Consider the following 23,982-nt stretch of genomic DNA (forward strand, 5'->3'; position numbering starts at 1 on the left):
TCTATTATAACGCTTGGCTTAGCCTTCTGCTACAAGGTTTCGTACGGTTTTCCAAAAGAGGTTGAGACATAACGAAGTGAATCCAATCTAAAGGCAAATGGGATTCATGAGCTGAATCGCTTGTGACACCGCAGTTGATTTCCGTACAAGACTTCGCTTTCCGCGGGCGGTCGCTGAGCCTCCTCGTCGCATAAGCTCCTGTGGGGTCTCACCTGTTCCGCTTTTCCCGCAGGAGTCTTCGTCTTGTCCTCCAATCACCTGCTAGAAAGACCTATACACATGAAATCTACGTTTACCCTAATAAAAAAATGAACCACTAATCAAGATGCTTGATTAGTGGTTCATTTTTCATTTCGCCTAAAACCCTTTTTTCCCAGCCTCTTTTTTTGAACCTAGCTTTCTACTTTCTTGTTTTTACAAACAACTTCTTCGAGGTCGTCCAAAATCCTTCCAAAGAAGAGGTCCTAAAATGTCGTACCGGCTAACAAAAAACTCCGTAAAATTATAATTATTTAAAATTAAAGGCGGTTCAAAATCAAGGGGAGCACCCGCGCCTCCTGATAATACAAAATCAGTACCTCTTCCAAGCGTAAACGACCCGTTTCTGTTTTTTCTAATAAACTGCTCGTCATACGCATGCACGTGGCTGACTAACACTTTTTTCACGCGATGTTCTTGAATTAAATCAAAAAATTCTTGACTTTGAGGAGTCGTTACAGGAAAACCTCCCAGGTCTGACCACCGGCCAATATTTGGCTGCGCATGCATGGCTACAACGGTATTACGAGGAGCATCCTCTAGCTGCTGCTCTAAATAATTCAGCTCTCTATCTGTAAATCCATATATTTTATTCTTGGGACTGATGATATTATTTAATGCGATGCACCGGAAGTTAAAGACAGGAATATCAATGACCCAGTGCACTTTTCCGATAGTGGCTCTGAAGTTTTCGAGGTTGCTTTCTTCAAGGTTTAATTCATCATGATTCCCTACGCATACAAACACGGGAATGTTTGGTGCTATTTTTTCGACAACTTTAACAAAGTGCTCCAAATACCTCTTTTCTCCTGTATACACGGTGTCTCCCCCATGAATAATAAACAGCGGATTCAATTCCACCGCCTTTTTTAACACAAGCTCAAATTCACCGCTCATCGTGTAACAATTATCGTTTGGTCCGTCACCTCTGCTGTCGCCCATAAAAACAAAGTTGAATGGATCTCTCGGATTTAATTGTTTAATTCTTTGCTTTAATAACTTTTCAGAACGTTCATGAAGCGTCAAATTCATCAACTAGTTAATCCCCCTATTACTAAATAAATTTAGTTAAAAGTAAACAAGCTTACTTATTTATATGAGAATTTGCTGATGAAGGTCACTATCTTCTTGTAAGAAGAACGCACATTTAAATGAGTTTCCATAGCCTATCTATTCTTTCATTTTGTTAAGCACGGATAGGACAACATAAAAGCTAGAATCTCAGTATCTATTAATAAGAGCTGGAGCATAATCCAAAGACGAACAAAGGCCGACATGAGCTGAACCGCTTGTTGCCCCGCAGTTGATTTCCGTGCAAGGCTTCGCTTTCCGGGGGCGGTCGATGAGCCTCCTCGTCGCTTGTGCGCCTGCGGGGTCTCATCTGTTCCGCTTTTCCCCCAGGAGTCTTCGCCTTGCTCTCCAATCAACTGCTAGAAGAAATGAAACAGCTGAAACCTGCGTTCACCATAAAAAACGAACCACTAATCAAAGTGTTTGATTAATGGTTCGTTTTTCACTTCGGCTAACATACTTTTATCGCAGCACCTTACATTTAAAACATTTACGACAATTAAACGTATTTATTACGCTCAACTGGACTTAAAGAATTTCTTTCAGAGCGAGCTGCCATGTCCGTTTCAATTTGCTCTAGGCTACGTCCTTTTGTTTCAACAACTACAAAGCGTATGAAGAATAATCCGAGAACACAAATGATCCCAAATGTTGAAAAGATTACGCCTAAGCTAAACTGATCGGCTAAAATAGGAAACACAAGCCCTACTGCCAGCGATCCTGTCCAGTTAAAGGCAGATGAAATTCCAGCACCGATTCCGCGTACAGAAAGCGGGAAAATTTCTCCTACAATGATCCACGTAAGCGGCGCCCAAGAAAACGCATAGCAAAGGATAAAGCAGCACAGTGCAATTAACGTAACCCAGTTCACGACGGATTCATTAACGCCTACTGCTCCAAGAATAGCCGGGGTAAAAAAGGAAAGAGCCATTCCCGCTCCGCCAACCGTAAGAATAGTACGGCGATTAAATTTATCAACAAACTGCAGAAAAATAAGTGTTGTCACAACGAAGATTACCCCAACAATAACCGTAAAACCAGCAGCTACCTGCGGCGCTAAACCAACTTGACGGGCAATGCTTGTTGCATAATAAACAATTGAGTTGGAGCCTTGAATTTGCTGAAAAGTTGCCATTCCGACACCGATAATTAAAGCTAAACGAAACTTTTTCTGAAACAGCTGTTTAATGCCTGATTGTTCATGCACAGCTACGCTTTGAATTTCAGATACTTCAGCTTCGACTTCAGCTGCTGAGGAACGAAGCGTGCGCAGCACTTCACGCGCTTTATCTGCCATTCCGTTTTTAATTAAGTAGCGAGGTGACTCCGGAAGCTTGATCATCCCGATGCATAAAACGATCGCAAAAATACCGGCGCTTCCAAGCATTAATCGCCAGCTGTTTGGAACCGGCTCAAAAATAAAGGCTACGATATAGCTTAATAATAATCCAATTACAATCATTAGCTGATTTAAACCTGAAAGCTTCCCGCGAATATGAGCAGGTGCGATTTCTGACATATAGGCAGGAACTAACGAAGAAGCCGTTCCCACTGCTGTACCTAAAAAGACGCGCGCAATCGTTAACGTAATTTCCTCTGGTGCAATCGCTGAACCGATGGAGCCTAACAGAAAAATGATAGAGGAAATTAAAATTAACTTTCTTCGTCCAAACTTATCACCTAATAATCCGCTTAAAATAGAACCGATAATGGCTCCGCCCATGAGCGATGAAACCACAATCCCCAGCCAGAGCGGACTTAAATGAAACGCTTCACGGATATGACCTTCTGCACCAGCAATAATCCCAATATCATAACCGAATAAAATACCGGCAAATGAGCCGAAGAAGAAGATAAACTTACTTGATACTTTACTCATGATTATATCCCCTTTGTATTGTCTTAGTTTTTCTTCCTGCCACACTTATTTAAAACGCTTTCATTTATTTCTAAAAACGGCGTTCTTTTACTGACGCTATATTTTCACTTCCAAGGAAGCAGCGCTCCCTTGGAAGTAATGATGCTTACTTAATAATGACGTACTCTAAATTCACAAGCTTTGCATAGCTCACAATTTGATCCGTAGTTAAATTTAATGAAAGAACTGTATGATGTCCTCCTCCGTTTTCAATCCACGCTTTAACGCCGTCTTGGAAGTTCGGCTTAATGTTCCAAAGCACGCGCGCCACCGGAAGATGTGGAGCTGGAACTTCCGGCTCAAATGCCGATACTTCGTTAATTAACAGCTTGTAATGCGTGCCGAAGTCAGCCATAGAAACGACTACGCCTTCTCCTTGTTTACCGTCAAACACTAAGCGGGCCGGGTCTTCGCGGTTGCCGATACCTAGCGGAGAAACGATTAGTTTTGGCTTGTTTACCGCTAGCGTTGGGTCTACTTCAAGCATGTGTGATTGAAGCACTGACTCACGTCCGGGAGCCAATTCATACGTGTAGTCTTCCATAAAGCCCGTTGACTGATTATGGCTCATTACTTTAAGCAAACGGTCAAGTGCGGCTGTTTTCCAGTCTCCTTCACCAGCAAATCCGTATCCCTTTGCCATCAAGCGCTGTACCGCTAGACCAGGAAGCTGTTTCATACCGTACAAATCTTCAAAGTTAGTCGTAAAAGCGCTGTAGCCGCCTTCGTCTAGAAAACGTTTAATCGCAATTTCATAGCTTGCCTGTACTTTTACGCTAGATTCCCAGTCTTCTGCAGAATAATCGCCGTAGACAAACTCATATGCGTCGGCATATTCAGCAAACAAATCATTGATTTCTTCTTCCGTAACGGCATTGACATATTGAACAAGGTCACCGATTCCAAAGTAGTCAACCGTCCAGCCAAATTGAATTTGCGCTTCGATTTTATCTCCTTCTGTTACCCCCACGTTGCGCATATTGTCGCCGAAACGCGCGACTTTAATGTTGAAGCTTTCGTTATAAGCAGCGGCTACGTCCATCCACTGTGCAATTTGCTGCTGTACTTCGGGGCGCTCCCAGTAGCCTACTACGATTTTATTTTTCTTGTTCAAACGCGCGTTGATAAAGCCGTATTCACGATCACCGTGAGCGGACTGATTCAAGTTCATAAAATCCATATCAATCGTTTCCCAAGGAATGCTTTCGTTAAATTGTGTTGCCAAATGAAGCAGCGGTTTTTGCAGTAATTTTGTACCGCGAATCCACATTTTTGCAGGCGAGAACGTATGCATCCATGTGATCACCCCGGCAACTTCATCTCGGTAATTCACTTCTTTCATCATGCTTGTAATCGTATCAGCGTTCACAGCTAAATCTTGCAGCACAAGCGGATAAGGTAAGACACCGCTTTCATTTAAAGCATCAGTCATACTTTGCGCGTGTGCTTTTACTTCTGCTAGCGCTTCTTTTCCGTAAAGGTGCTGTGAACCAACAATAAACCAAAATTCTTTTTGAGTCGTTTTTAACATGATAAATCCCCTTTTCTGTATGTAAGCCTTTTAATTCCCTTGCCCGTAATACGCGTTTTGTCCGTGTTTTCGTAAATAATGTTTGTCTAATATGCGCTGAGGCAGCTCTTCAGCCAGTCCGTTTAATTTTTGGGTAAAGAAATTCATTTTTGATACTTCGTCTAATACAACGCTGTTCATTACCGCCGTTTTGGCGTCTTTTCCCCACGTAAACGGCCCGTGTCCTTGAAGTAAAATTCCAGGAACTGCTAGCACATCTAAGCCGCGCTTTTCAAACGTTTCAATAATCACCTTGCCCGTTTCAACTTCATATCCGTCATTCACTTCTTTTTCTGTCAAAAAGCGCGCGCACGGTACGGAACCATAGAAGGTATCAGCATGAGTCGTTCCCATTGCCTGCACATCAAGTCCTGCTTGAGCCCAAATGGTCGCCCACGTTGAATGCGTATGAGCAATACCGCCAATTTCGGGATAGTGTTTATATAGTACTGCGTGCGTCAGTGTATCAGAGGACGGATTAAGCTCACCTTCTACCACTCGGCCATCTAGGTCTACGACGACCATATCTTTGGCCGTCATTTTTTCATACGTCACCCCGCTTGGTTTAATCACAAACAAACCGCTGTCTCGATCAACTGCACTTACATTTCCCCACGTGTACTTGACCAGTCCGTGTTTTGGCAAATCGAGGTTTGCTTGAAATACTTCTTCTTTTAATTTATCTAGCACAGTAACTCCTCCCGTTCTTCGCTGTGATGCTCGGCAGCTGCTTTTTCAATTACTAGCCCTTTTTTATATCTTTTAATAAATGCTTCAAACCCTTTTACATCGAGTTCGTCAGGGTAGATTTGCTGTGCGGTCACTTCTTTAAAAACTTTATCATCCAAGAAATCTTCTAAACTTTCATTCTCACTTTTATTGAGCATATAAGAAGAAAGAATAGCCATGCCCCACGCGCCGCCTTCTCCCGCTGTGTCCATGACGGAAACCGGGGTATTAATTGCCGCTGCCATCATTTTTTGACCCACTACCGGCGTTTTAAATAATCCTCCGTGTGCTAAAATGCTGTGAATCTTTACATTTTCTTCTTTGACTAAAAGATCCATTCCGATTTTTAAAGCGCCAAAAGCTGTAAAAAGATGCGTTCTCATAAAGTTTGCTAGATTAAAATTGCTTTTTGCTGACCGGACAAATAGCGGACGTCCACTTTCTACTCCGGTAATATTTTCACCTGAGAAATAGCCGTAGCTAAGCAAGCCCCCTCCATCAGGATCAGCTTCTAACGCTTTATTTAACATCACTTCAAACAATTTATCCGACTCTACTTTTTGCCCCATCGCCTCCGAAAATTCACGAAACAATCCGAGCCAAGCGTTTAAGTCGCTTGAGCAGTTATTCGCATGAACCATGGCAACTGGACTGCCGTTTGGCGTGGTAACCAAATCAATTTCCGGATAGACTTTTGAAAGCTTTTTATCTAGTACAATCATCGCAAAAACGGACGTTCCTACTGAAACATTTCCCGTGCGTTTTCTTACGCTGTTTGTCGCCACCATTCCCGTTCCTGCATCTCCTTCTGGAGGACAAAACGGAATGCCCGGCTGCAAATTTTTCGATTGATCTAAAATGCTAGCTCCTATCGCTGTTAACGTGCCTGCTTGCTCGCCTGAAGTATGAACTGCAGGCAGAATATCTGATAGTTGCCACGGATATCCTTTGTAAGAAATAAGCTCATCAAACTTCTTCATCATATCTTCACTGTAATTTTTTGTGCGTTCATCAATCGGAAACATCCCCGAGGCATCTCCAATCCCAAGCGCTTTACTGCCCGTCAGCAGCCAGTGAATATAGCCGGCTAGCGTTGTTATGTAATGGATGCGCGGCAGGTGTTTTTCTTGATTGATGATTGCCTGATACAGATGCGCAATGCTCCATCGTTCAGGAATATTAAAGTTAAAATGTTCAGTTAATTCTTTTGCTGCTTCGCTTGTTGTTGCATTACGCCACGTTCGAAACGGAACAAGCAGCTCACCCGTTTTATCAAACGCCATATATCCGTGCATCATAGCTGAAACGCCGATAGAGCCAACTGTTCGAATGGTGATTCCGTAGCTTCGTTCCACTTCTTGCTTCATTTCACGGTAAGCACTTTGCAAACCTGTAATAATATTAAGTAAGTTGTACGTCCAAAAACCGTCTTCCAAGAGATTTTCCCATTCATAACTGCCTGATGCGATCGTTTCAAAATTTTCGTCAATCAGCACCGCTTTAATACGAGTAGATCCAAGTTCAATTCCAAGGGACGTTTTTCCTTTAGCAATTGCTTGTTTTATGGTTTCTTGAGTTGTTTTCACGTTTAATCTCCTTTCTGATAGCTATAAAGATACCTATAGCAGTAAGGAAGCGCTTTCCGTTTTATGTAACGCTGTTTGAATTTGTTAACAACTTAAGTATATTTATTTGTACGTACATTTGTCAATAATAAAATTATATATGCACACAAATACTCAAAACACCCTACTATTCTCTTCTTAAACTTTTAAAAAATCGGTATTCAACCCTTAAATCATTTTCCTTTTGATTAAAAATTACGGAAATCTTTTCATTTATTCACGTTCATGATAAAATATGTCCATACAAATTTTACACATAAAAAAAGTTGAATGTATACAACTACGAAAGAAGTGAAAACATGAAGCCAAAATATCAGGTGATTATTGAGGATATAAAAAGCAAAATTCTTTCAGGCGATTACAGCATTGGCGAGCAAATCCCGACTGAATCGGTCATGCAAGAAACGTATGGTGTCAGCAGACATACGGTTCGAAAAGCGATTTTAGAGCTGTCGAATGAAGGATTTTTAAGAAGCGAAAAAGGGTCTGGCACCTATGTAAGCAATCAGTATCAATCCAAAGCGAGCGGGGCTTCTGCCAACAAAACGATCGGCGTTATTACCACGTATATTTCCGACTACATTTTCCCTTCTATCATTCGCGGAATTGAAAGCAGATTAAATAAAGATAATTATTCGCTGCTGCTGGCGAGCACGAATAATGATGTGGAACAAGAAAAAAAAGCGCTGGAAATGATGCTTTCCTACGGAGTAGACGGCTTAATTGTTGAGCCTACAAAAAGTAATTTGTACAATCCAAACATCTCGTATTATTTATCATTCAAAGAACAAGACGTTCCATTTACGATGATTAACGCCTACTACGAAGAATTAGAGGTTCCGTTTTTTTGTTTAGATGACGTTCAGTCAAGCTACCTTGCCACAAATGAATTAATTTCAAAAGGACATACACACATTGGACTTATTGCAAAAATGGATGACTTGCAAGGAAAATACCGAATGAAAGGCTACATAAAAGCGCTCGGTGATGCAAAACTCCGCTTTCAGCCTGAGCATATTTTGTCTTTTAACACCGAAACAAAGCTCGATTTGTACGCTAATTTAAAAGAGTTTCTTACTGAAAATCAAGACGAAATGACCGCTCTTGTCTGCTATAACGATGAAGTAGGGTTAGAAGTCGTAAATGTATGCAGACAGCTTGGCATTTCCATTCCGGACAAGTTGTCAATTATTGGTCAAGACAATTCGTACATCGCTAAAAATGCGACGATTAATTTAACAACGTTAACCCATCCGCAGGAACAAATGGGACGCGATGCGGCTGATTGGATCATTAAAAAGCTGCAGGGCAAAAAAGATTTGCCCAACGAAACTTACTATCAGCCTGTGTTAGTTGAAGGAGAAACGATTAAAGAATTAACTGCGAAGCGTGATGAAGTTCGTTAAGAGAAGGCTTCCTTAGAGGTCTATAAAACTTCTTATAAGATAAGGGGATGCACATTATTGCATCCCCTTTTTTATGTAACGATTCATTTTATAACGGAGCCTGAACGATGATATATACTCCTTTTTCTATCCTTTGTTTCGCTTGCTCTATTGCTCTTTTAGCGGTAAGTGATAGCTGAGATACAGGAGCCGCCCCATCTGAACCAATAACAAGAGGATCAACCCAGCGCATTTTTGTCGTTTGGTAAACATCATAACAAGACGCAGTTCCTGTTTCTACTTTGCTGTTAAAAAGAGCAGATAACATCCCTTCAATGCTGCTATCTCCAGCGTTTTTCAGCAACCTAATCACATCGTCATCCTGCTTTAAAAAATCTTCCATAGACACTATATCTTTCTGCAAAGCAAGCTTGATAATTTCCGTCAGCTGATAATTCCCAAACATATTGAGCGGATTCATAAAAAAGTCAATGACTTCTTTGTAGTAAGCATCCACAAACCACTCTGCCGCTGATAAATTACTGCACGCCATTTGTCCATTAAATCCGACAAGCTGATCCAAAAACGCATGCACTTCTTGTAAAGTAATCTCGCCGCATACGTACAAATCCCTCAGCGTATAATCCACGCGGTCAGCGCATAAGCGCGGAGCGTTCTGTTCAAGCAGCGTCCACTGGCTTTCATCAAGTAAGATATCTCGCCAGTTTAAACCGGCGCTCGTTAAAATAGAAGGAATAGACGACCCGGTCACAATTTGTTCGTAAATCATTTCATGATAATTTTCTTCTTTTTGTTCCAAAACATAGTCAATTACATGAGAAAATGCCGTATGTGAAACGTCATGTAATAAAGCCGCTATTTGCTCTTCCAAAGAGCCTCCTAGCCTATGTACAAGCATCATCGCACCAATGGAATGATCATATCGAGTAGTATTCCATTTTTCATTTACAAACCGGCTCGCTCCGCCTTGGTAAATTCCTTTTAAACGCTGTACGGGGTCACTTTGAATCAGTTCTAAAAGAACGCCTTCTGCTTCAAAATTGCCGTACAGTTCATCATAAAGTGTAAGCATATCCTTCTCTCCCTTTCCTAGCTTATTATGTTTAATCCTAAGGTCAAGACACAATGCTGTAAAGCCGCATTGTGATAGTAACCTATTTTTTGTAACAAAATGTTCAATTTTCTTGCCGTCACACTCATAAAAAATCACTCATTGGGATGATTTTATTTTATAACTTAAGTGATAAAGTTTTATGGAGAAATTTATTTACTAGTAGAAAGTAAGATAAAAAGGAGATATTTATGAAAAAGCTTAGTATGCTGCTGCTCATTTTAGTCATTGCCGTAGTCGGCTGTTCAAAAGGAAACGAGCAAAAATCACAGGAAGTTAAAGGAACAATTGAAGTCCCTCAAACCATTAAAGCAAATGAAAAAACAGCTATTAACGTGCTCGTTACACAAGGAGACAAAAAGATAGAAAATGCAGATGCCGTACAAATCCAAGTCGAAAAAGAAGGCTATATTAATCAAGAAATGATCGATGCAAAACATCAGGATAACGGCGCATACAGCACCGACTATACGTTTAAAGACGACGGCGAATATACGATTACCGCTCATGTGACGATAAAAGGCGACATGAAAATGTTTACGAAAAAAGTGACGGTTGGCGAGAAAGAATAAATAGCCTATCAAAAAGCGACCTCTGCTTGTCAAAGGTCGCTTTTATTATTTCTTTGATTCTTTAATACGGTCAAGATACTGCTTCGCATGAAGCAGACCAAGATTTTTTTCTTTTCGTATGTATTTAATAGCCTGAACGTCACTTCGGCCATTCATCATCATCAAATTGACTCTGTTTTCAAAAGCCTCGTCTTTCTCTATTTCTAGCTGCTTCCACTCTTTCTCTAAATCACGTTTAGGTGTTTTGAGCAGGAATACGACTAGTATAACAAGAACGCTACTTGTGGTGATATAAAGCCACAGCCACTCGAGAAACCAGCTGTTAATCACATTGATTATGATGAGAACAGTGAAGCAAGAATACAGCCTTGTTTGATACTTACTTCTCTTGTTTGAATCTATTTTATTAAAAAATATCCCCACCGTCAGCCTCCTTTTAGCATTTCATTGGCGCTTTTTTCTATTAATCTCTCGTGATGCAAACCGCCGCTTCTTTTTACCTGATGATAACGCTTTTGGTCGTACCCTCGCTTGTCTCATAGCTTCCCGAACTGTTGCTGCCAATCACTTGTATGCTGCCGTAATCACGATAATCTTTGTTCGAAGAATGAGAGGTTTGTAGTTGTTTTAACTCCGTTCCCTCTAGAACAAAGTAAGGACCGTCATAGCTCGTATTCTCGTACTCACCGGTAGAATAAAGGTGCGTGTACGCATAGCGACTAGTTGTAAAGAAATGCTGGTTGTTAAGGATTTCCACCTTCGAAAAGAACTCATCTGCGGTCATTAATCGGTCATATTGAGCAGGCTTTCCATCAACTTTGTCGCTTGTAACCGTCAACCAGTCCTCTCCTTGATCTTCACATGAAAAACAAGAGCTGTAACCCAACATTTTATAGGAGTTATTATCAGAAGGATCTATCACTGTAAACCGCATAGAAGATATGTTTTGATCTCTATCTAGCGTTAAACGAAAATTTTCTATTTTTGCTTTGTGCTGTGACAGCTGCTGCTCTTTTCGAAACGATTCCCAGCTTTTGCTTACTTCTCCAGACTTCAGCTCATCTCTCGTAAATAGAAGCGTTTGTTTTGTACCTTTATAAACGACATTTACGATACTGAGAATAAGGAGAGCAAGGATTGCCAGCCAGCAGATGGTTTCTGCTGCCTTGTTTTTTGCCATAGTTGTTCTCCCCCAGAAGTTAAATCTGTGCATATCATAAAAGAAATACACACCATATAAATTACCATTTCATCTAAAAAATATCAATTCATCACCCGTGGGGAAACTAAAAATCTATTAAAACAGCAGCTCATAAAAAATACAGGGCTTTTCGCAAAGCCCTGCACGTTTATTTCATATTTAAATAAGGTTAAACGCTTTTACCACTTGAGCAACCGCAAACGTAACCCCAATCGCAATCACTGTTGGAATCGCAAAAGCAAGAAACGTCCACTTAACATTTTTGGTTTCTTTATAAATGTTCACAAGCGTTGTTCCGCACGGAAAATGCAGAAGCGAAAACAGCATCATATTAAGAGCCGTTAGCCACGTCCAGTGGTGATCAAGGAAAATTTGTTTGAGTCTTGTTGCATCTTCAATTTCAATTAATGAGCCCGTTGATAAATACGCCATCAGTAAAACCGGTACAACAATTTCATTAGCGGGCAAGCCAATAATAAAAGCAGCTAATATATACCCGTCTAGTCCTAGCGTCTTGGCAAACGGATCAAGAAACTGAACAAAGTGCATTAAAATACTCGTATCGCCAATATAGATATTAGCCAATACCCACGTTAACACCGCCGCGGGTGCTGCAACAATAATCGCGCGTTTTAACACGAACAGCGATTTATCCAGCGTTGCGCGTACAATTGTATCTACAAATTTTGGCTTACGGTAAGGCGGAAGCTCCAGCGTATAGTGTGTTGGAACTCCGCGCAGCGCCGTTTTAGACAGGGCCCACGATACAAACAGCGTCACAACAATTCCAAATAACACCGTTCCCACTACAACAAGCGCCGTTACGAAAGTTTTAGCACTCCCTGTAAAGCCTGTTGCCATAAATAAAGAAGCTAATAAAATCAGCGTAGGCCATCTGCCGTTACATGGAACAAAGTTATTCGTTAAAATCGCCATCATACGTTCACGCGGCGATTCAATAATACGCGTTGACATAATCGCTGCGGCGTTACATCCAAACCCCATTGCCATCGTCAGGGACTGCTTGCCGTGTGCACCTGCTCGTTTGAACAAACGATCCATATTAAACGCGACGCGAGGCAAGTAGCCGTAGTTTTCTAAAAGGGCAAACACCGGGAAAAAGATGGCCATCGGAGGCAGCATCACGCTAATGACCCATCCCGTACCGCGAAACAGTCCTAGTACAAGAATTCCGTGCAGCCATTCTGGCGCATGCATCGCTTGAAAGAAAGCTGTTAAATATCCTTCTGCCCAGCTAAACCCATCTGCGATTAATCCAGAAGGAACGTTTGCGCCTGCTATAGTGATATAAAAGATGACCGATAAAATACCAAGCATAATCGGAAATCCCCAGATTGGCGAAGTGAAGACTTTATCCAATTTCTCCGTGCGCTGAAGCTTTGAGCGGTCTTGGTACACAACGGCTTTTTTACATATTTGCTGTGAAGACTGATAAATGCTTGCGACCATATTTGAACGATGATCTTTTTCTTTTGCCTGCTGCGCATAGCGCGTTAGCTGTTCCATCGCTAATGAGTTTTCAGGAGTTAACGGATTTCCCATATGCGCTGTTCCTCCTTTCTGTGTGGCTGATATCTTTTTGTTGACGTTGCTGAATCGTCTCTAAAAACGACGTATCTCCATCAAGAACTCGTAAAGCAATCCAGCGGAGAGGAAATTGATTTCCCACAATAGAAGCAACTTGAGGTTCTAGCTCTTTTAGCGATGCTTCAATTTCTTTTGTGTACTGCACCTGATAAGGAGTAAGCTTTACTTCCCCGCGTACGACTCCTTCAATCGCATCCAGTAAATTCGTAATGCCTTTTTTATTGCGAGCTGATATAGGCACAACCGGTACCCCTAAAGATTCAGCCAGCTTTTTTTCGTTAATTACAATTCCTTTTTTCTTTGCTTCATCCATTAAGTTCACGCAAATCACGACGTTTTCCGTCATTTCCATTACCTGCAGAGCTAAATTAAGATTTCGTTCCATCGCCGTTGCATCGACCACAACAACCGTCACGTCAGGTCTTTCAAATAAAATATAATCGCGCGCTACTTCTTCGTCTGCCGAATTTGAATAAAGTGAATACGTTCCAGGCAGATCGACGATTGTGTAGAGCTGCTGGTGATGTTCAAACGTCCCTTCTGCTTTGGCTACAGTTTTCCCCGTCCAGTTTCCCGTGTGCTGCTTAAGACCGGTTAATCCGTTAAATAACGTACTTTTTCCCGTGTTCGGATTTCCTGCTAATGCAATGCGATACTCACTCAACGTCGTCACCTACTTTTTTCACATAAATTTTTGAGCTTTCTTCTTTTCTGAGACCAATCGTTGTATGACTGACTTGATAAGCAACAGGATCTCCTAACGGGCTTTTTTGAAGCACTTTGATGATGGCTCCTGGAATAAACCCTAAATCTAACAAGCGGCGCTTTAAGGCACCTTCGATTTCAATTCGCTCTAGCTGCACCGTTTCACCTGTCGTAAATGTAGACAGCGGAGAATTTTTTACACTAGCCATCTATTTTTCACCCCTTCTTGTTTTTTATACAAGGTTATATTTTTTTCATTAGACCAACTTTTAAGGTAAAAAAATATACTCGTTGATTTGTAATAGGCTATTCTGCTTAAGCAGAAAAGTGAACCTGTCTGCATCAATTATTTAAAAATTTTAGTTTTCACTTATAATAATACCGAAAGTTTACCACAGGAAACTTTTTTAGTCCAGGGTAAATAATTGACTTTTTTCTTCTTTCTACTGAAGGGATAAAGTGGTAAGTGCTGGTCTATTTTTTCTAATAAAAGTAAGTCGAAAAATAATTACGTAAAAAGGAATTAATAAAAGTAAAAAAATGTAAAGTTGTGCTATACTAGTGAATGAGCTTTTTTGGAAAATAAAGTATGTATTAGTTTTAAAACCTACAAAAATCACTTTAGGGGGCTTTTATGAAAAGGTTCAAAAGGGTTAGCGCAGTTGTTTTAGGTTTTGCTTTGTTATTTTCACCGCTTGCACCCCAAACCGTTGCAGAAGCAAAAGTCGTGTGGGGGAATCAGGAACTGGTTAAAGGGCAAATAGGACGCGTTACCGTTTTAAAGAACACGAATCTTTACAACATAAAAAACAACAAGTTAGCAGCGGCTAGAAAAGTGACAAAAGGGCAAGTATTCCGCGTGTATTCTGAATCTAGCAAATTTGGTGGTCTTTATGGGGTATCAAAGGGTACCTATGCTCAAAAGTCATCAAGCATTAAGTATGAAAAAGCCCCTATTGACAAAATTCAAGCCTTAGGGGTAACAGTTACGAAGAAATCTTTAGCAAGCAACATTAGTTACCCTCAGGTATCTGCTCTTATCAATAAACCATTTGAGGCTAGCTATAATCGAAAGTTCTTAAATATTGCGAAAGAAGCACAAAAAGAACATAACGAGCTAAAAGAACAAGAGAAGGAAGACCGCAAAAACGGCTGGGCGCCAGGTCCTTATTCTCGTAATATGACATACTCTGTACCTTACAACCAAGATAATATTTTAAGTGTTGCTGTTACGAATGATGCGTACGCTGGCGGCGTTCACGGCAACGCTTGGATTGATACTTACAATTACGATTTGATAAAAGCTCGACAAATTAGCTTAAAAGATATTATTAACAATAATACGAAGTTGAATAAAGTTAATAACTATATCCGGAATGAAATGATTGCGCGTAATAAAAAAGGTGCTCAGTTCTGGGTTAATGAATTTAAGTCTGTAAATTTAAAAGACGATCAGTTTTACTATACAAGTAGCGGCATTGCCATTATATTTGGTGAGTATGAGTACGGCCCGTATTCTAACGGCATTCATACGTTTAAAGTTCCGTCCACCATTTATAAATAAGATAGTCGTACAAAAAAACATAAAAAAAAGAAGCATGCGAACCATCAGTTCACATGCTTCTTTTTCTTTTTTTCTGCAGAATAAGCGGAGCAAAAAAGAAAGGTGAGCCCTATTCCGCCTCCAACCATCATTGAATAGGAAAACGTATCTCTTAACGCTAGGCCGCCTATCATTGACAATACAAACAGAAAATAAAACAGTAATGTGTAGTTCCTCTTCACAATCTCTACTCTCCTCTTCCTCATCATTTTCCGAAAACCAAATCATACAACCACGGAAGAACTCAGGGCCGCATGTATTACGCTTCTTGTAGCAGACGAAAAACCGCTTTTTAAGGTATTTTTATAGCGTTTGAAAAAGTGAAATGGTCAGAGCTAACGTCAGCAAGGAGCCTGCCGATGTTAACATCATTATCTTTCGGTTACTCTGATTTTTTTCAGGTTTTAAAAACTCTTGAATGGCTACAAACCAGATAACAAAAGTGATGAAAGAAAGTATCCCCATAGACATACGAGCATCTCCATTCTTATATGTATTTAAATTTTCAACACATCTAATCAACAAACTTTCCCGACCGAGTTGCGAAAATAAATGTTACTCTCTACTTAATATTAACATAAAATTCCATAATTTTTTAATGTGTGATGTAAAAACCGCAGCATTTTAGAAAATAAGCTATTTATAAAACGCTCATTTGAACTAAAAATGAACATAAAGCTGTCTCTGGCTATGCTCCACTTTACAAATGATATACTTATTTATAGAAAAACCTCTCAGATCTCACCCAGTACTTACCCTAGCCTCAGAGGAAGAAAGTGTACATTGTTAGGAGGAAACGAAATGATTAAAAAACTAGACCATTTTGTGTTAACAGTAAAAGACATTGAAAAAACCATTCACTTTTATACGGTTATTTTACGTATGCAGAAAGAGACGTTCGGAGAAGGAAGAGTAGCGCTTCGTTTTGGTGAACAAAAAATAAACTTACATCAAGCGGGCCATGAATTTGAGCCAAAAGCAAAGCATCCTCTTCCAGGTTCCGCTGATTTATGTTTTATTACAGAAGAAAAGATCGAAAGCATAATCCATTATTTACAAAAACATAATGTAGAAATTGAAGAAGGGCCGGTCAAACGTACAGGTGCTTTAGGTCCGATCGTTTCTGTCTACATAAGAGATCCTGATTACAATTTGATTGAGCTGTCGAACTACGTAGATTAAAGTGTTCTTATGAAAAAAAGAGAATGCACAAGGCATTCTCTTTTTAAATGGCTATATAAGGTACTACTCTTTAGACTTGCCTACCTCTACTTTTTTCGTAAACATTTTCATGTCACCATCTACCGTAACATGAGCGGTAATCATATATTCGCCGTCTTCTTTAAACGTATAGTCCGTGCTGTAGACGCCTTTTCCTTCGTGCGGTGCTTTTGTCATTTCTTGATTGATGTAGCCTTCTTTTTCAACTTGGAACTGTACGTCGTCCGCGTTTTCTACTTTTTTATCTCCTTGTGTCACAAGGACTTTAAGCTTGACTTGTTCATTTGCTTGAATGGATTCCGGTACTTCAATCGTTCCTTTTACTTCTTTTGAACGTGAATCATTTCCTTTTGAACAGCCTACTATAGCTATCATTAAAACAAATAATACGATGGTGAGTTTTTTCATTATGTTGTTCTCCTTTGTTATGTAAATGTGACGTCTTCCTGCAATTTCATATTATACTCATTTATCCGGTAAAAAGAGAAAAATTGCTTATTGTCCACATAAAGTTCTTATTTCTACAGTAGCTTTTACATCTTTTCATTTCTCTAATCGTCATTTCCTTCACAAAAAAGCTGAAGAAGCGTATTGCCTTCTCCAGCTTTACCTTTATCTCTGCGGTTCTTCTAGCGTATAAGCAGACAGTGCGTTTTCGACCCATCGTACAAAATCTTTGCTTGCTCCCCAGTCAATATTTAATACTCCTTCTGCGCTTCCTGAAGGAATACACTTAACTTTGTTTGGACCCGACACATTTTCTAGAATAATGGTTAGTGATTCTCTGCCGCCGGTGCGGAAAAAATAGCGTTCAAACACAAGCGTGCACAGCTGCTTGCCGTCTCCAAGGTCATAATATTCTTTGTATAGTAAGTCACTTTCCGAATTATTTGCGTTCACAAGCTTTTTTGCTCCATCAAAAGGAAGCAGCGTCGTTTTAAATTCAATTACCTTTCCCATCACTCAAGCCCCTTTCTATCGCAACAGATACCTACTACTTCTCTTTTTCCCTCTAAAAAACCTGCCGCTTCTCTTTATGTACAATATGGTACAATAGAAAAGAAAAGAAATTGTTTGAACGGAAAAAGGAGCATGCAACCTCTATGAATACACGAGATCAACTTATCCAAAATGTGGTTTCCACGATGCGAAACCAAACGAAAAAAATGCAGCTGTCGGTTATCCCCACTTTAAAATCATATATTCCTTTAAATGAATTTTTAGCGCTTCGCCTGCTGTATAAAGAAGGCAATCATATCGTTTCTGAGATTGCCGAGCATATGCACATCTCAAACAGCAGCATGACGTGCGTCAGCGACCGTCTCATGGAAAGAGAATTTGTCACGCGCGTACGCAGTCAAAAAGACCGCCGCGTTGTCTACTTATCGATTACGGATAAAGGAAAAGCGTTTGCAGAAGAAATGGAAAAAGTGCTCACTAAAGAATACGGTGAAAAGCTTAGTCATTTTACGGATGAAGAATTACAAACGTTTCTTCGCTTGTTAAATAAAATGGATATTTAATAAAAAACCAGATGCCCGCTAAGCAGGCCTCTGGTTTTTATTTTGGTTAGTTGTTGTTTACCTTCAAATTAAATGCGTCTGAAGTTAAGTCTTTTGACCAGTCTTTTTCGTGATCACTTACATACGGAATAAATCGAAGCATAGTGACGTCCTTATCATTTCGGTACTCTCCGTCCATCTCTATCACTGTGTCTGTTCCTCCTCCACTGCCGCTTTCAGAAAGATTTCTTCCATTTTGATCTTTTATGTCTACACCAACATCCGTTCCGCCTCGGATGCTTCCGTTTGATGATGTAAACGTATAGTGCATTTTAATCGAAACAGGCGATACGCGAACTTCTTTAATAGACAATACGCCTTCTATTCCCTTTTCGCTAATCGGAATTTCCTTGTTTAACGGATACACTTTAGTATCAGCAATAATTTTTGAGCCGTTTACGCTGGTGTGTACGGTCCAATTCCCTTTAATTTCTCCGTACGAATCCCGGTAGTTCCCGCTTTTCGTCTGACCAGGATTCTTTTCAAATTCGAGGCTTGTGAACTGCGCGCTGATTTGATAGTTTTTGTTTGGATCAATATGATCTAGCACGCTGTAGCCTTCCACATCGATTTTCCCGTCTCCGTTCGTGTCCGCTTGCGTTAATTTTAAAGCGTACAGATAGTCCCAGCTTCCGTCTTTGTTTTTGATTGGTTCCTCTCTAATACTTGAAGCAGAATCAAAAAACGACATATTACCAATTTTCACGCGCAGCTCTCCCGGTCGAATTGGGGTGTTTCGGTTAAGACCTAGTGCCGTTCTTCTAAATTCATCTGCGCTAATGGTTAACCCAAGCAGCACCTGTCCGTCATCAAGCATCATTTCATTTACTTTTACTTGAATGCCTTGGTCCGTTGCCGTTTCATTTACCGCTTTTTTATAGCTGCTCAAACTGCCTTCAGGCTTGTTCATAAGCAGCTCAATTTGCTGACCAAGCTGCTGACTGATTCGCACAGCCGATGCCCATACCGTTTCGTTTTGTATCATCACAGGTGTTACAGCAAGCAGCAGCACCGCAGCGGCAATCAGCGGACGCGCTTTTTTACGCGCCGGCTTTATTTCACGTTTTAAACGTTTTTTCATTCGTTTTTTCTCGCTTTCCGTTAGCTCAATTTCTTCATATTCATCAACATCTATAGACGATCCGTTTAATAAGTCGTACTCATTTTTCATCTTTGTCCCTCCTTATTTCTTATTTAAAAATGGCTTTTAATTTTTTTCGTCCGCGCGACAGCCGGTTGTATAAATTGCTGATGGTGGTCTCTTGTTTTTTAGCAATTTGCTTCAGCTCGATTTCCTGTAAGTAATACGCTTTAAACAGCTCGCGGTCTCCTTCACTTAAATGACCTAAAAGTTCTTCCACGTCGTCCCTTTGAACGTTATGAACTCCTGATGTTTCACCAAATTCCGCTTCATTAAGCGCTTCGTGCTGCGTTTTTATGTATTTGCGCTGATAGTCGATGGCTTTGTACTTAGCAACAGCCGCAACCCAGTTTTTAAACGTATTTTTCTCGGAATCAAAGCGGTGAATATGGTGCCATACCGCTAATAATACGTCGTTTATACACTCTTCTTCATAGCTTTTTAACGTGCCTAAATGCTTGCGGACGATGGCCGTAATTAATCCTCCGTACTGATCAATTAACAGCTCCAGCCCTTTTTCTTTTTGACGCATTATACTCGCAACGATCCAGTCATCTTCCATGACATTGCTCCTTTCTCCTTGCTTTTACATCTATTAATACGGATTCTTTTTACAAAACCTATCAATCTTCCTAAATTAAATAAAAAATAAGCTTGTTCCGTATTTCTCTCGCTGGTAAAATAAGCTAAAACCTTTGAAGGAGGCCGCTATGATTACCTATCCTTTTCTTACATCTAACCCAACCATCGGCGTAACCGCACCGTCTTCTGGCGTACCTAAGCCTCTTCACTCCATGTTTTCTTTATCGTGTGAACGAATGGAGGAAAAAGGTTTTTCTGTTATACCCGGAGAAACCGTTTGGACGCAGCATAAAGCAAAATCCGCTTCTCCTAAAAACCGTGCGAATGAGCTTCAAGGCATGATTGCTGATAAAAACATTGATATCCTTATCCCGCCTTGGGGAGGCGAGCTGCTGATTGAAATTCTTGAACATCTTGACTTTACAAAATGGAAAACAAAATGGGTGCTTGGCTATTCTGACACCAGCGTTCTTCTGCTGGCTATTACACTTAATACGGGAATCGCAACGGCTCATGGAACGAATTTTGTGGATTTACGCGGAGAGTACTGGGATCCAACGACTGCGATGTGGCAGCAGGTATTAACGACCAAAGAAGGCGAAAGCGTGGTTCAAGTTTCTTCTGATTCCTATCAAACAGAATGGCAGCACGATAACCCGTCACCATGCGTGTTTCATTTAACCGAGCAAACGGCTTGGAAACATACAGAGTCACGTGACGTTCACCTCGAAGGGCGCTTGCTTGGAGGATGTATCGACGTGATCAGACACTTAGCCGGCACTTCTTTTGGAGACGTCAAAGCTTTTCGAGAAAAACATATTCCTTCAGAACCGGTCATTTGGTATTTTGACAACTGTGAACTGACGACTGTAGACCTTCGCCGTTCGCTTCTTCAGCTTAAGCTAGCGGGCTGGTTTGATAACTGCTCGGGTATTTTATTTGGCAGAAGCATAGCTAATGAACCCGTTGATTCCTACACTGCTGAAGACGTGTATCATGACCTCGCCTCTGACTTACATATTCCAGTTATCTATGACATCGACTGCGGCCACCTTCCTCCTCAGCTCACGCTTATTAACGGCGCGTATGCTCGTGTTAACGTAGAGAAGAATAAAGGCACAGTTGTTCAATGCTTTACGTAAAAAAAGAGGCTTGTATATAAGTAGTTTATTTAATTGAAGAAAAATTCGAACGAACTTGATTCTTGATGCAGAATCCAATTCGTTCGGATTTTTTTATGGATATGGTGCATGTAGGTTTGTTTCATATATGTAGGTGCTTCTAATGGTTGATTGGAGGGCAAGACGAAGACTCCTGCGGGAAAAACGGAACAAGTGAGACCCCGCAGGAGCGTTCGCGACGAGGAGGCTCACCGGCCGCCCGCGGAAAGCGAAGTCTTGCACGGAAATCAACCGCGGTTCATTTCGTCGTTTCACAATTTTGTTTTACATATCTGTCATCAGTAATATAAACGTCCCAAACAAGAAAAAAGTTGCACCAAACCACGAGTGATAGTGCTCTTTTTGTTTTCTTTCAAACTTCCATTCTTCAAATCCTCGAATTACGTACAGGAAAAAAAAGAAAAGAAACATAAAAACGGAGGTATAGGCTGGAGGTATAACAAAGATCAGCACTAAAAACGCAGCAAGCATCACCATTTCAAGTGTGATAAACAGCGGACGCCTTCCCTTAAAGCTTCTCCAATAGCTTTTTTTCATCTTTGTATTCAGCTTCTTTCGCATGGCAAGATCCAGAAAGATATAAACGACTGCCAGAATCAGCAAATACACAAGCGTCATTTCCGTCCCTCCTTCCGACTTAAAATATCCTTATACTTCCATCTTAAAGGACTTTCCATAAATTTCAAGTCTCTAAAAAACTTTATCCAACTTATTAGTGCAAGCATTCATATATTTAAAAATCGCTAATATATTGACTAATGTACAGGTTGAATTCTCTGTATAAACTCACCTAGAGGGGGACATCAAGTTATGAGAATAAAAGAAGTGAAGCAAGGTGCACTCACAGCGCTGAAAAACCGCTGGGGATTCGCCGTACTGCTTACGTTCGTTACGTATCTAATTGCTGCCGGTATTCCAGGACTTATTGACTTTCTTGTTAACGGATTTCCAAGCGGGTCTGAAACCGAATACTCTCAGTCTACCTTAGCTAATATTGTATCCCTGCTGCTCGTACCGCTCTTTTTCTCTTACTACTGGGTACTATTGCGTCTGGTGCGAGGAGAAAGTGTACGTGTAGGAAACGTGTTTGATTCATTTTCATCTGCAGGATTATACTTTAGAACCCTCGGACTTTACTTGCTAACGATTATTTATACCGTGCTGTGGAGTATTTTACTAATCATTCCCGGCATCATCAAAAGCCTTGCCTATTCACAGGCTTACTACGTATTCCGCGATAACCCAGATTATTCAGTGAACCAGTCTATTACTGAAAGCAGACGGTTAATGAACGGCTACAAGTGGACCTACTTTTTACTCCTTTTAAGCTTTATTGGCTGGGGCATTTTAAGTATGATCACGCTTGGTATCGGGTTATTATGGCTTGTTCCTTACGTAACGACTTCGCTTGGCGTATTTTATGAAAAACTAAAAGCAAATGAAACAGAAGTTGCTGAATAGAAGAAAAACCGTATTCGAGTTGCGAATACGGTTTTTCTATGGGTGATTTCAAGCTGCCTGGTCTCCTCCATCAGAGGGCTTTAACTTTTGATTCTTCGCTTTTTTATTCACTAAATAAATACTGATAATAATAAGCACCAGCCCTACAAGAAGTGACGACGTAAACGGTTCGTCTAAAAAGAGCGTGCCAATGACAATTGAAATAATAGGAACAAGAAAATTAAAGGACGCCACTTTGCTGGCCTCTCCTTTACTGATTAAATAAAAATAAATGAGCCACGCAACGGCAACAGAAAACAGTGCTAAAAATAAAAGCAGCAGCACAGATGATGAATTCCATACCATATGAGACCATCCTTCCACTCCGCTTCCGGCTGCTGTCATAACCACTCCGCCGACAAGACTTTGAACGGTAATAAGCCAAATGCCATCTACACTGTCGCTAATACGCTTGATATAAACGGTTCCAATCGCCCAGCTCAGTGCCGTAAGGACAGCTAAAAGAATTCCAACGGCTGAAGCATTAGCAGATAATTCTCCCGTGCTGATGGTAGCTACGCCTACAAAACCAAGAAGCAAGCCCCCTATCTTCACAGCGTTCATGCTTTCTCCAATCCACAGCCACGCAATGATGCCGATGAGCACCGGCTGCAAGTAGACAATAACGCTGAAAACCCCTGCTGGCATAAACATAAGTCCAATCGTTTGCAGACCGTAGAATAAGATTGAATTAAATAGACCTGACACCATATATTTACGCCAGTTCTGCTTCCAGTGAAGCTGCTTGTATCTTGGCAGTGCGACTGCTAATAAGATGATTCCCGCACTTAACGACCGCAGTCCAGATAACAAAATAGGCGATGAATAGTCAAGCGCCAGCTTCGACATCGGCCACGTTAATCCCCAAATCAGTACAAGAGCAGCTAAAAGAATTCCATTAATAAAAGATGATGACTGTTTCATACAACAACCACTCCTACATATATGAATGTAAATGATTCACGCGTTCATTCCTCCTTGTATACTACGCTTCTTTTTCACTTGCTTCAACTGGATGCTTTTGATTATGTATAGCAGTTATAGTAACTGAGTTTCTTTTATGACAGCGTATCCTTCTTCTCTATGTTCTCATTTAGAAAAAAATAAAGTGTATCGCTAGTGGCGATATCACTTTTTACCTATAGCTTTTATACATCCTAAAAGCCTTGAAGCCATTCAGCTGCTGGGTTTCTGCTCCCCTTTTTCATTTAGCTTACATATTTTCTAATAAATCTATGAATCTCCTAAACATTTCTACCTAGATAAATTGTCAGAATTATTACAGAGAAGGTGACAATTCTACTTATATCGCCCTTTAATATTAAAACTATGTTACAAAATGTCGTAATTTGGAATTAGATGTTTACTTTTCCTGTCAGGATTGATAGACTCACAGTTGTGAATAAAACAAGTTATGG

Annotated in this window: 28 protein-coding genes; 8 read left to right on the plus strand and 20 right to left on the minus strand. The window is 40.5% G+C overall.

Translation table 11 applies throughout. The features are described from left to right. Positions 1–87: 87 nt before the first annotated feature. The 7 genes from ACMX9J_RS08625 to ACMX9J_RS08655 form a co-directional block, all read right to left on the minus strand. Positions 88–258 carry a hypothetical protein gene (locus tag ACMX9J_RS08625; RefSeq protein WP_176343659.1) on the minus strand — a complete coding sequence of 57 codons (171 nt, stop codon included), beginning with the start codon at positions 256–258 and terminating at the stop codon, positions 88–90. A gap of 156 nt (positions 259–414) precedes the next feature. Further along, on the minus strand, positions 415–1,290 hold the full coding sequence (locus tag ACMX9J_RS08630) for a metallophosphoesterase family protein (RefSeq protein WP_223546690.1): 876 nt from the start codon (positions 1,288–1,290) through the stop codon (positions 415–417). A gap of 146 nt (positions 1,291–1,436) precedes the next feature. Then, positions 1,437–1,685 (minus strand): hypothetical protein, encoded by a 249-nt coding sequence (locus ACMX9J_RS08635; protein ID WP_416225654.1) that lies wholly within the window; start codon positions 1,683–1,685, stop codon positions 1,437–1,439. Between the two features lie 143 nt (positions 1,686–1,828). Then, complete coding sequence (locus ACMX9J_RS08640) at positions 1,829–3,208, minus strand: sugar porter family MFS transporter (protein WP_033580154.1); 1,380 nt, start codon at positions 3,206–3,208, stop codon at positions 1,829–1,831. A 145-nt stretch (positions 3,209–3,353) separates the two neighbouring features. Beyond that, complete coding sequence (araA, locus tag ACMX9J_RS08645; protein ID WP_257042777.1) at positions 3,354–4,778, minus strand: L-arabinose isomerase; 1,425 nt, start codon at positions 4,776–4,778, stop codon at positions 3,354–3,356. A 30-nt stretch (positions 4,779–4,808) separates the two neighbouring features. Next, positions 4,809–5,507: an L-ribulose-5-phosphate 4-epimerase gene (locus ACMX9J_RS08650; RefSeq protein WP_108674800.1), complete on the minus strand. Its 699-nt coding sequence runs from the start codon at positions 5,505–5,507 to the stop codon at positions 4,809–4,811. Beyond that, positions 5,501–7,132: a xylulokinase gene (locus ACMX9J_RS08655; RefSeq protein WP_416225655.1), complete on the minus strand. Its 1,632-nt coding sequence runs from the start codon at positions 7,130–7,132 to the stop codon at positions 5,501–5,503. Before ACMX9J_RS08655 ends, ACMX9J_RS08650 begins: the two co-directional genes overlap by 7 nt. 338 nt (positions 7,133–7,470) lie before the next feature. Between ACMX9J_RS08655 and ACMX9J_RS08660 the strand changes: the two genes are divergently transcribed. Then, entirely contained in the window at positions 7,471–8,577 is a 1,107-nt protein-coding gene (locus tag ACMX9J_RS08660; RefSeq protein ID WP_416225656.1) for a GntR family transcriptional regulator, read from the plus strand. An 88-nt stretch (positions 8,578–8,665) separates the two neighbouring features. Here ACMX9J_RS08660 and ACMX9J_RS08665 read toward each other — a convergent pair whose 3' ends face one another. Continuing rightward, positions 8,666–9,649 (minus strand): HD domain-containing protein, encoded by a 984-nt coding sequence (locus tag ACMX9J_RS08665; protein WP_416225657.1) that lies wholly within the window; start codon positions 9,647–9,649, stop codon positions 8,666–8,668. Positions 9,650–9,879: 230 nt separating this feature from the next. Here ACMX9J_RS08665 and ACMX9J_RS08670 point away from each other — a divergent pair, with 230 nt between their 5' ends. Further along, the gene (locus tag ACMX9J_RS08670; protein WP_394553974.1) at positions 9,880–10,260 is read left to right on the plus strand and encodes a FixH family protein; all 381 of its coding nucleotides are present in this window, start codon (positions 9,880–9,882) and stop codon (positions 10,258–10,260) included. Between the two features lie 45 nt (positions 10,261–10,305). Here ACMX9J_RS08670 and ACMX9J_RS08675 read toward each other — a convergent pair whose 3' ends face one another. The 5 genes from ACMX9J_RS08675 to ACMX9J_RS08695 all read right to left on the minus strand — a co-directional run bounded on the left by ACMX9J_RS08675 (position 10,306) and on the right by ACMX9J_RS08695 (position 13,983). Further along, positions 10,306–10,683, minus strand: a complete 378-nt coding sequence (locus tag ACMX9J_RS08675) for a hypothetical protein (RefSeq protein ID WP_154991898.1) — start codon at positions 10,681–10,683, stop codon at positions 10,306–10,308. 73 nt (positions 10,684–10,756) lie between these two features. After that, positions 10,757–11,440: a hypothetical protein gene (locus ACMX9J_RS08680; protein ID WP_165636333.1), complete on the minus strand. Its 684-nt coding sequence runs from the start codon at positions 11,438–11,440 to the stop codon at positions 10,757–10,759. A gap of 180 nt (positions 11,441–11,620) precedes the next feature. Next, entirely contained in the window at positions 11,621–12,988 is a 1,368-nt protein-coding gene (locus tag ACMX9J_RS08685) for a nucleoside recognition domain-containing protein (RefSeq protein WP_373921268.1), read from the minus strand. Between the two features lie 13 nt (positions 12,989–13,001). Continuing rightward, complete coding sequence (locus tag ACMX9J_RS08690) at positions 13,002–13,733, minus strand: FeoB small GTPase domain-containing protein (RefSeq protein WP_176343652.1); 732 nt, start codon at positions 13,731–13,733, stop codon at positions 13,002–13,004. Further along, the gene (locus ACMX9J_RS08695) at positions 13,726–13,983 is read right to left on the minus strand and encodes a FeoA family protein (protein WP_108674805.1); all 258 of its coding nucleotides are present in this window, start codon (positions 13,981–13,983) and stop codon (positions 13,726–13,728) included. Before ACMX9J_RS08695 ends, ACMX9J_RS08690 begins: the two co-directional genes overlap by 8 nt. A gap of 425 nt (positions 13,984–14,408) precedes the next feature. Between ACMX9J_RS08695 and ACMX9J_RS08700 the strand changes: the two genes are divergently transcribed. Next, on the plus strand, positions 14,409–15,338 hold the full coding sequence (locus tag ACMX9J_RS08700; RefSeq protein ID WP_416225658.1) for a DUF3298 and DUF4163 domain-containing protein: 930 nt from the start codon (positions 14,409–14,411) through the stop codon (positions 15,336–15,338). Between the two features lie 342 nt (positions 15,339–15,680). Here the strand turns inward: ACMX9J_RS08700 and ACMX9J_RS08705 are convergent, their stop codons facing one another. Next, a complete protein-coding gene (locus ACMX9J_RS08705; protein WP_196246103.1) occupies positions 15,681–15,848 on the minus strand; it encodes a hypothetical protein in 168 nt (55 codons plus the stop codon). Positions 15,849–16,178: 330 nt separating this feature from the next. Between ACMX9J_RS08705 and ACMX9J_RS08710 the strand changes: the two genes are divergently transcribed. Next, on the plus strand, positions 16,179–16,559 hold the full coding sequence (locus ACMX9J_RS08710; protein WP_416225659.1) for a VOC family protein: 381 nt from the start codon (positions 16,179–16,181) through the stop codon (positions 16,557–16,559). Positions 16,560–16,622: 63 nt separating this feature from the next. On the opposite strand, the gene ACMX9J_RS08715 is transcribed toward ACMX9J_RS08710, so the two are convergent. Beyond that, the gene (locus tag ACMX9J_RS08715) at positions 16,623–17,006 is read right to left on the minus strand and encodes a FixH family protein (RefSeq protein ID WP_154973942.1); all 384 of its coding nucleotides are present in this window, start codon (positions 17,004–17,006) and stop codon (positions 16,623–16,625) included. A 204-nt stretch (positions 17,007–17,210) separates the two neighbouring features. After that, positions 17,211–17,558: a DUF6054 family protein gene (locus tag ACMX9J_RS08720; protein WP_416225660.1), complete on the minus strand. Its 348-nt coding sequence runs from the start codon at positions 17,556–17,558 to the stop codon at positions 17,211–17,213. Positions 17,559–17,701: 143 nt separating this feature from the next. On the opposite strand from ACMX9J_RS08720, the gene ACMX9J_RS08725 reads away from it, so the two are divergent. After that, positions 17,702–18,121 (plus strand): MarR family winged helix-turn-helix transcriptional regulator, encoded by a 420-nt coding sequence (locus tag ACMX9J_RS08725; RefSeq protein ID WP_016765035.1) that lies wholly within the window; start codon positions 17,702–17,704, stop codon positions 18,119–18,121. A 46-nt stretch (positions 18,122–18,167) separates the two neighbouring features. Here ACMX9J_RS08725 and ACMX9J_RS08730 read toward each other — a convergent pair whose 3' ends face one another. Beyond that, a complete protein-coding gene (locus tag ACMX9J_RS08730) occupies positions 18,168–19,331 on the minus strand; it encodes a DUF5643 domain-containing protein (protein ID WP_176343648.1) in 1,164 nt (387 codons plus the stop codon). Positions 19,332–19,350: 19 nt separating this feature from the next. Beyond that, positions 19,351–19,863 (minus strand): sigma-70 family RNA polymerase sigma factor, encoded by a 513-nt coding sequence (locus ACMX9J_RS08735; RefSeq protein WP_176343647.1) that lies wholly within the window; start codon positions 19,861–19,863, stop codon positions 19,351–19,353. Between the two features lie 148 nt (positions 19,864–20,011). On the opposite strand from ACMX9J_RS08735, the gene ACMX9J_RS08740 reads away from it, so the two are divergent. Then, positions 20,012–21,025, plus strand: coding sequence for a S66 family peptidase (locus ACMX9J_RS08740; protein WP_416225661.1), 1,014 nt, complete (start codon positions 20,012–20,014; stop codon positions 21,023–21,025). A gap of 146 nt (positions 21,026–21,171) precedes the next feature. Further along, positions 21,172–21,354, plus strand: a complete 183-nt coding sequence (locus tag ACMX9J_RS08745) for a hypothetical protein (RefSeq protein ID WP_108674812.1) — start codon at positions 21,172–21,174, stop codon at positions 21,352–21,354. Here the strand turns inward: ACMX9J_RS08745 and ACMX9J_RS08750 are convergent. Beyond that, complete coding sequence (locus tag ACMX9J_RS08750) at positions 21,329–21,682, minus strand: DUF4181 domain-containing protein (RefSeq protein WP_047750252.1); 354 nt, start codon at positions 21,680–21,682, stop codon at positions 21,329–21,331. The genes ACMX9J_RS08745 and ACMX9J_RS08750 overlap by 26 nt on opposite strands. A 192-nt stretch (positions 21,683–21,874) precedes the next feature. On the opposite strand from ACMX9J_RS08750, the gene ACMX9J_RS08755 reads away from it, so the two are divergent. Continuing rightward, the gene (locus ACMX9J_RS08755) at positions 21,875–22,525 is read left to right on the plus strand and encodes a DUF975 family protein (protein ID WP_221815583.1); all 651 of its coding nucleotides are present in this window, start codon (positions 21,875–21,877) and stop codon (positions 22,523–22,525) included. Between the two features lie 48 nt (positions 22,526–22,573). Here ACMX9J_RS08755 and ACMX9J_RS08760 read toward each other — a convergent pair whose 3' ends face one another. After that, positions 22,574–23,488 carry a DMT family transporter gene (locus ACMX9J_RS08760; protein ID WP_275036234.1) on the minus strand — a complete coding sequence of 305 codons (915 nt, stop codon included), beginning with the start codon at positions 23,486–23,488 and terminating at the stop codon, positions 22,574–22,576. Positions 23,489–23,982 lie beyond the last annotated feature (494 nt).

This window comes from Priestia sp. RMT2NF4, from assembly GCF_047872835.1.
GTDB lineage: Bacteria > Bacillota > Bacilli > Bacillales > Bacillaceae_H > Priestia > Priestia zanthoxyli.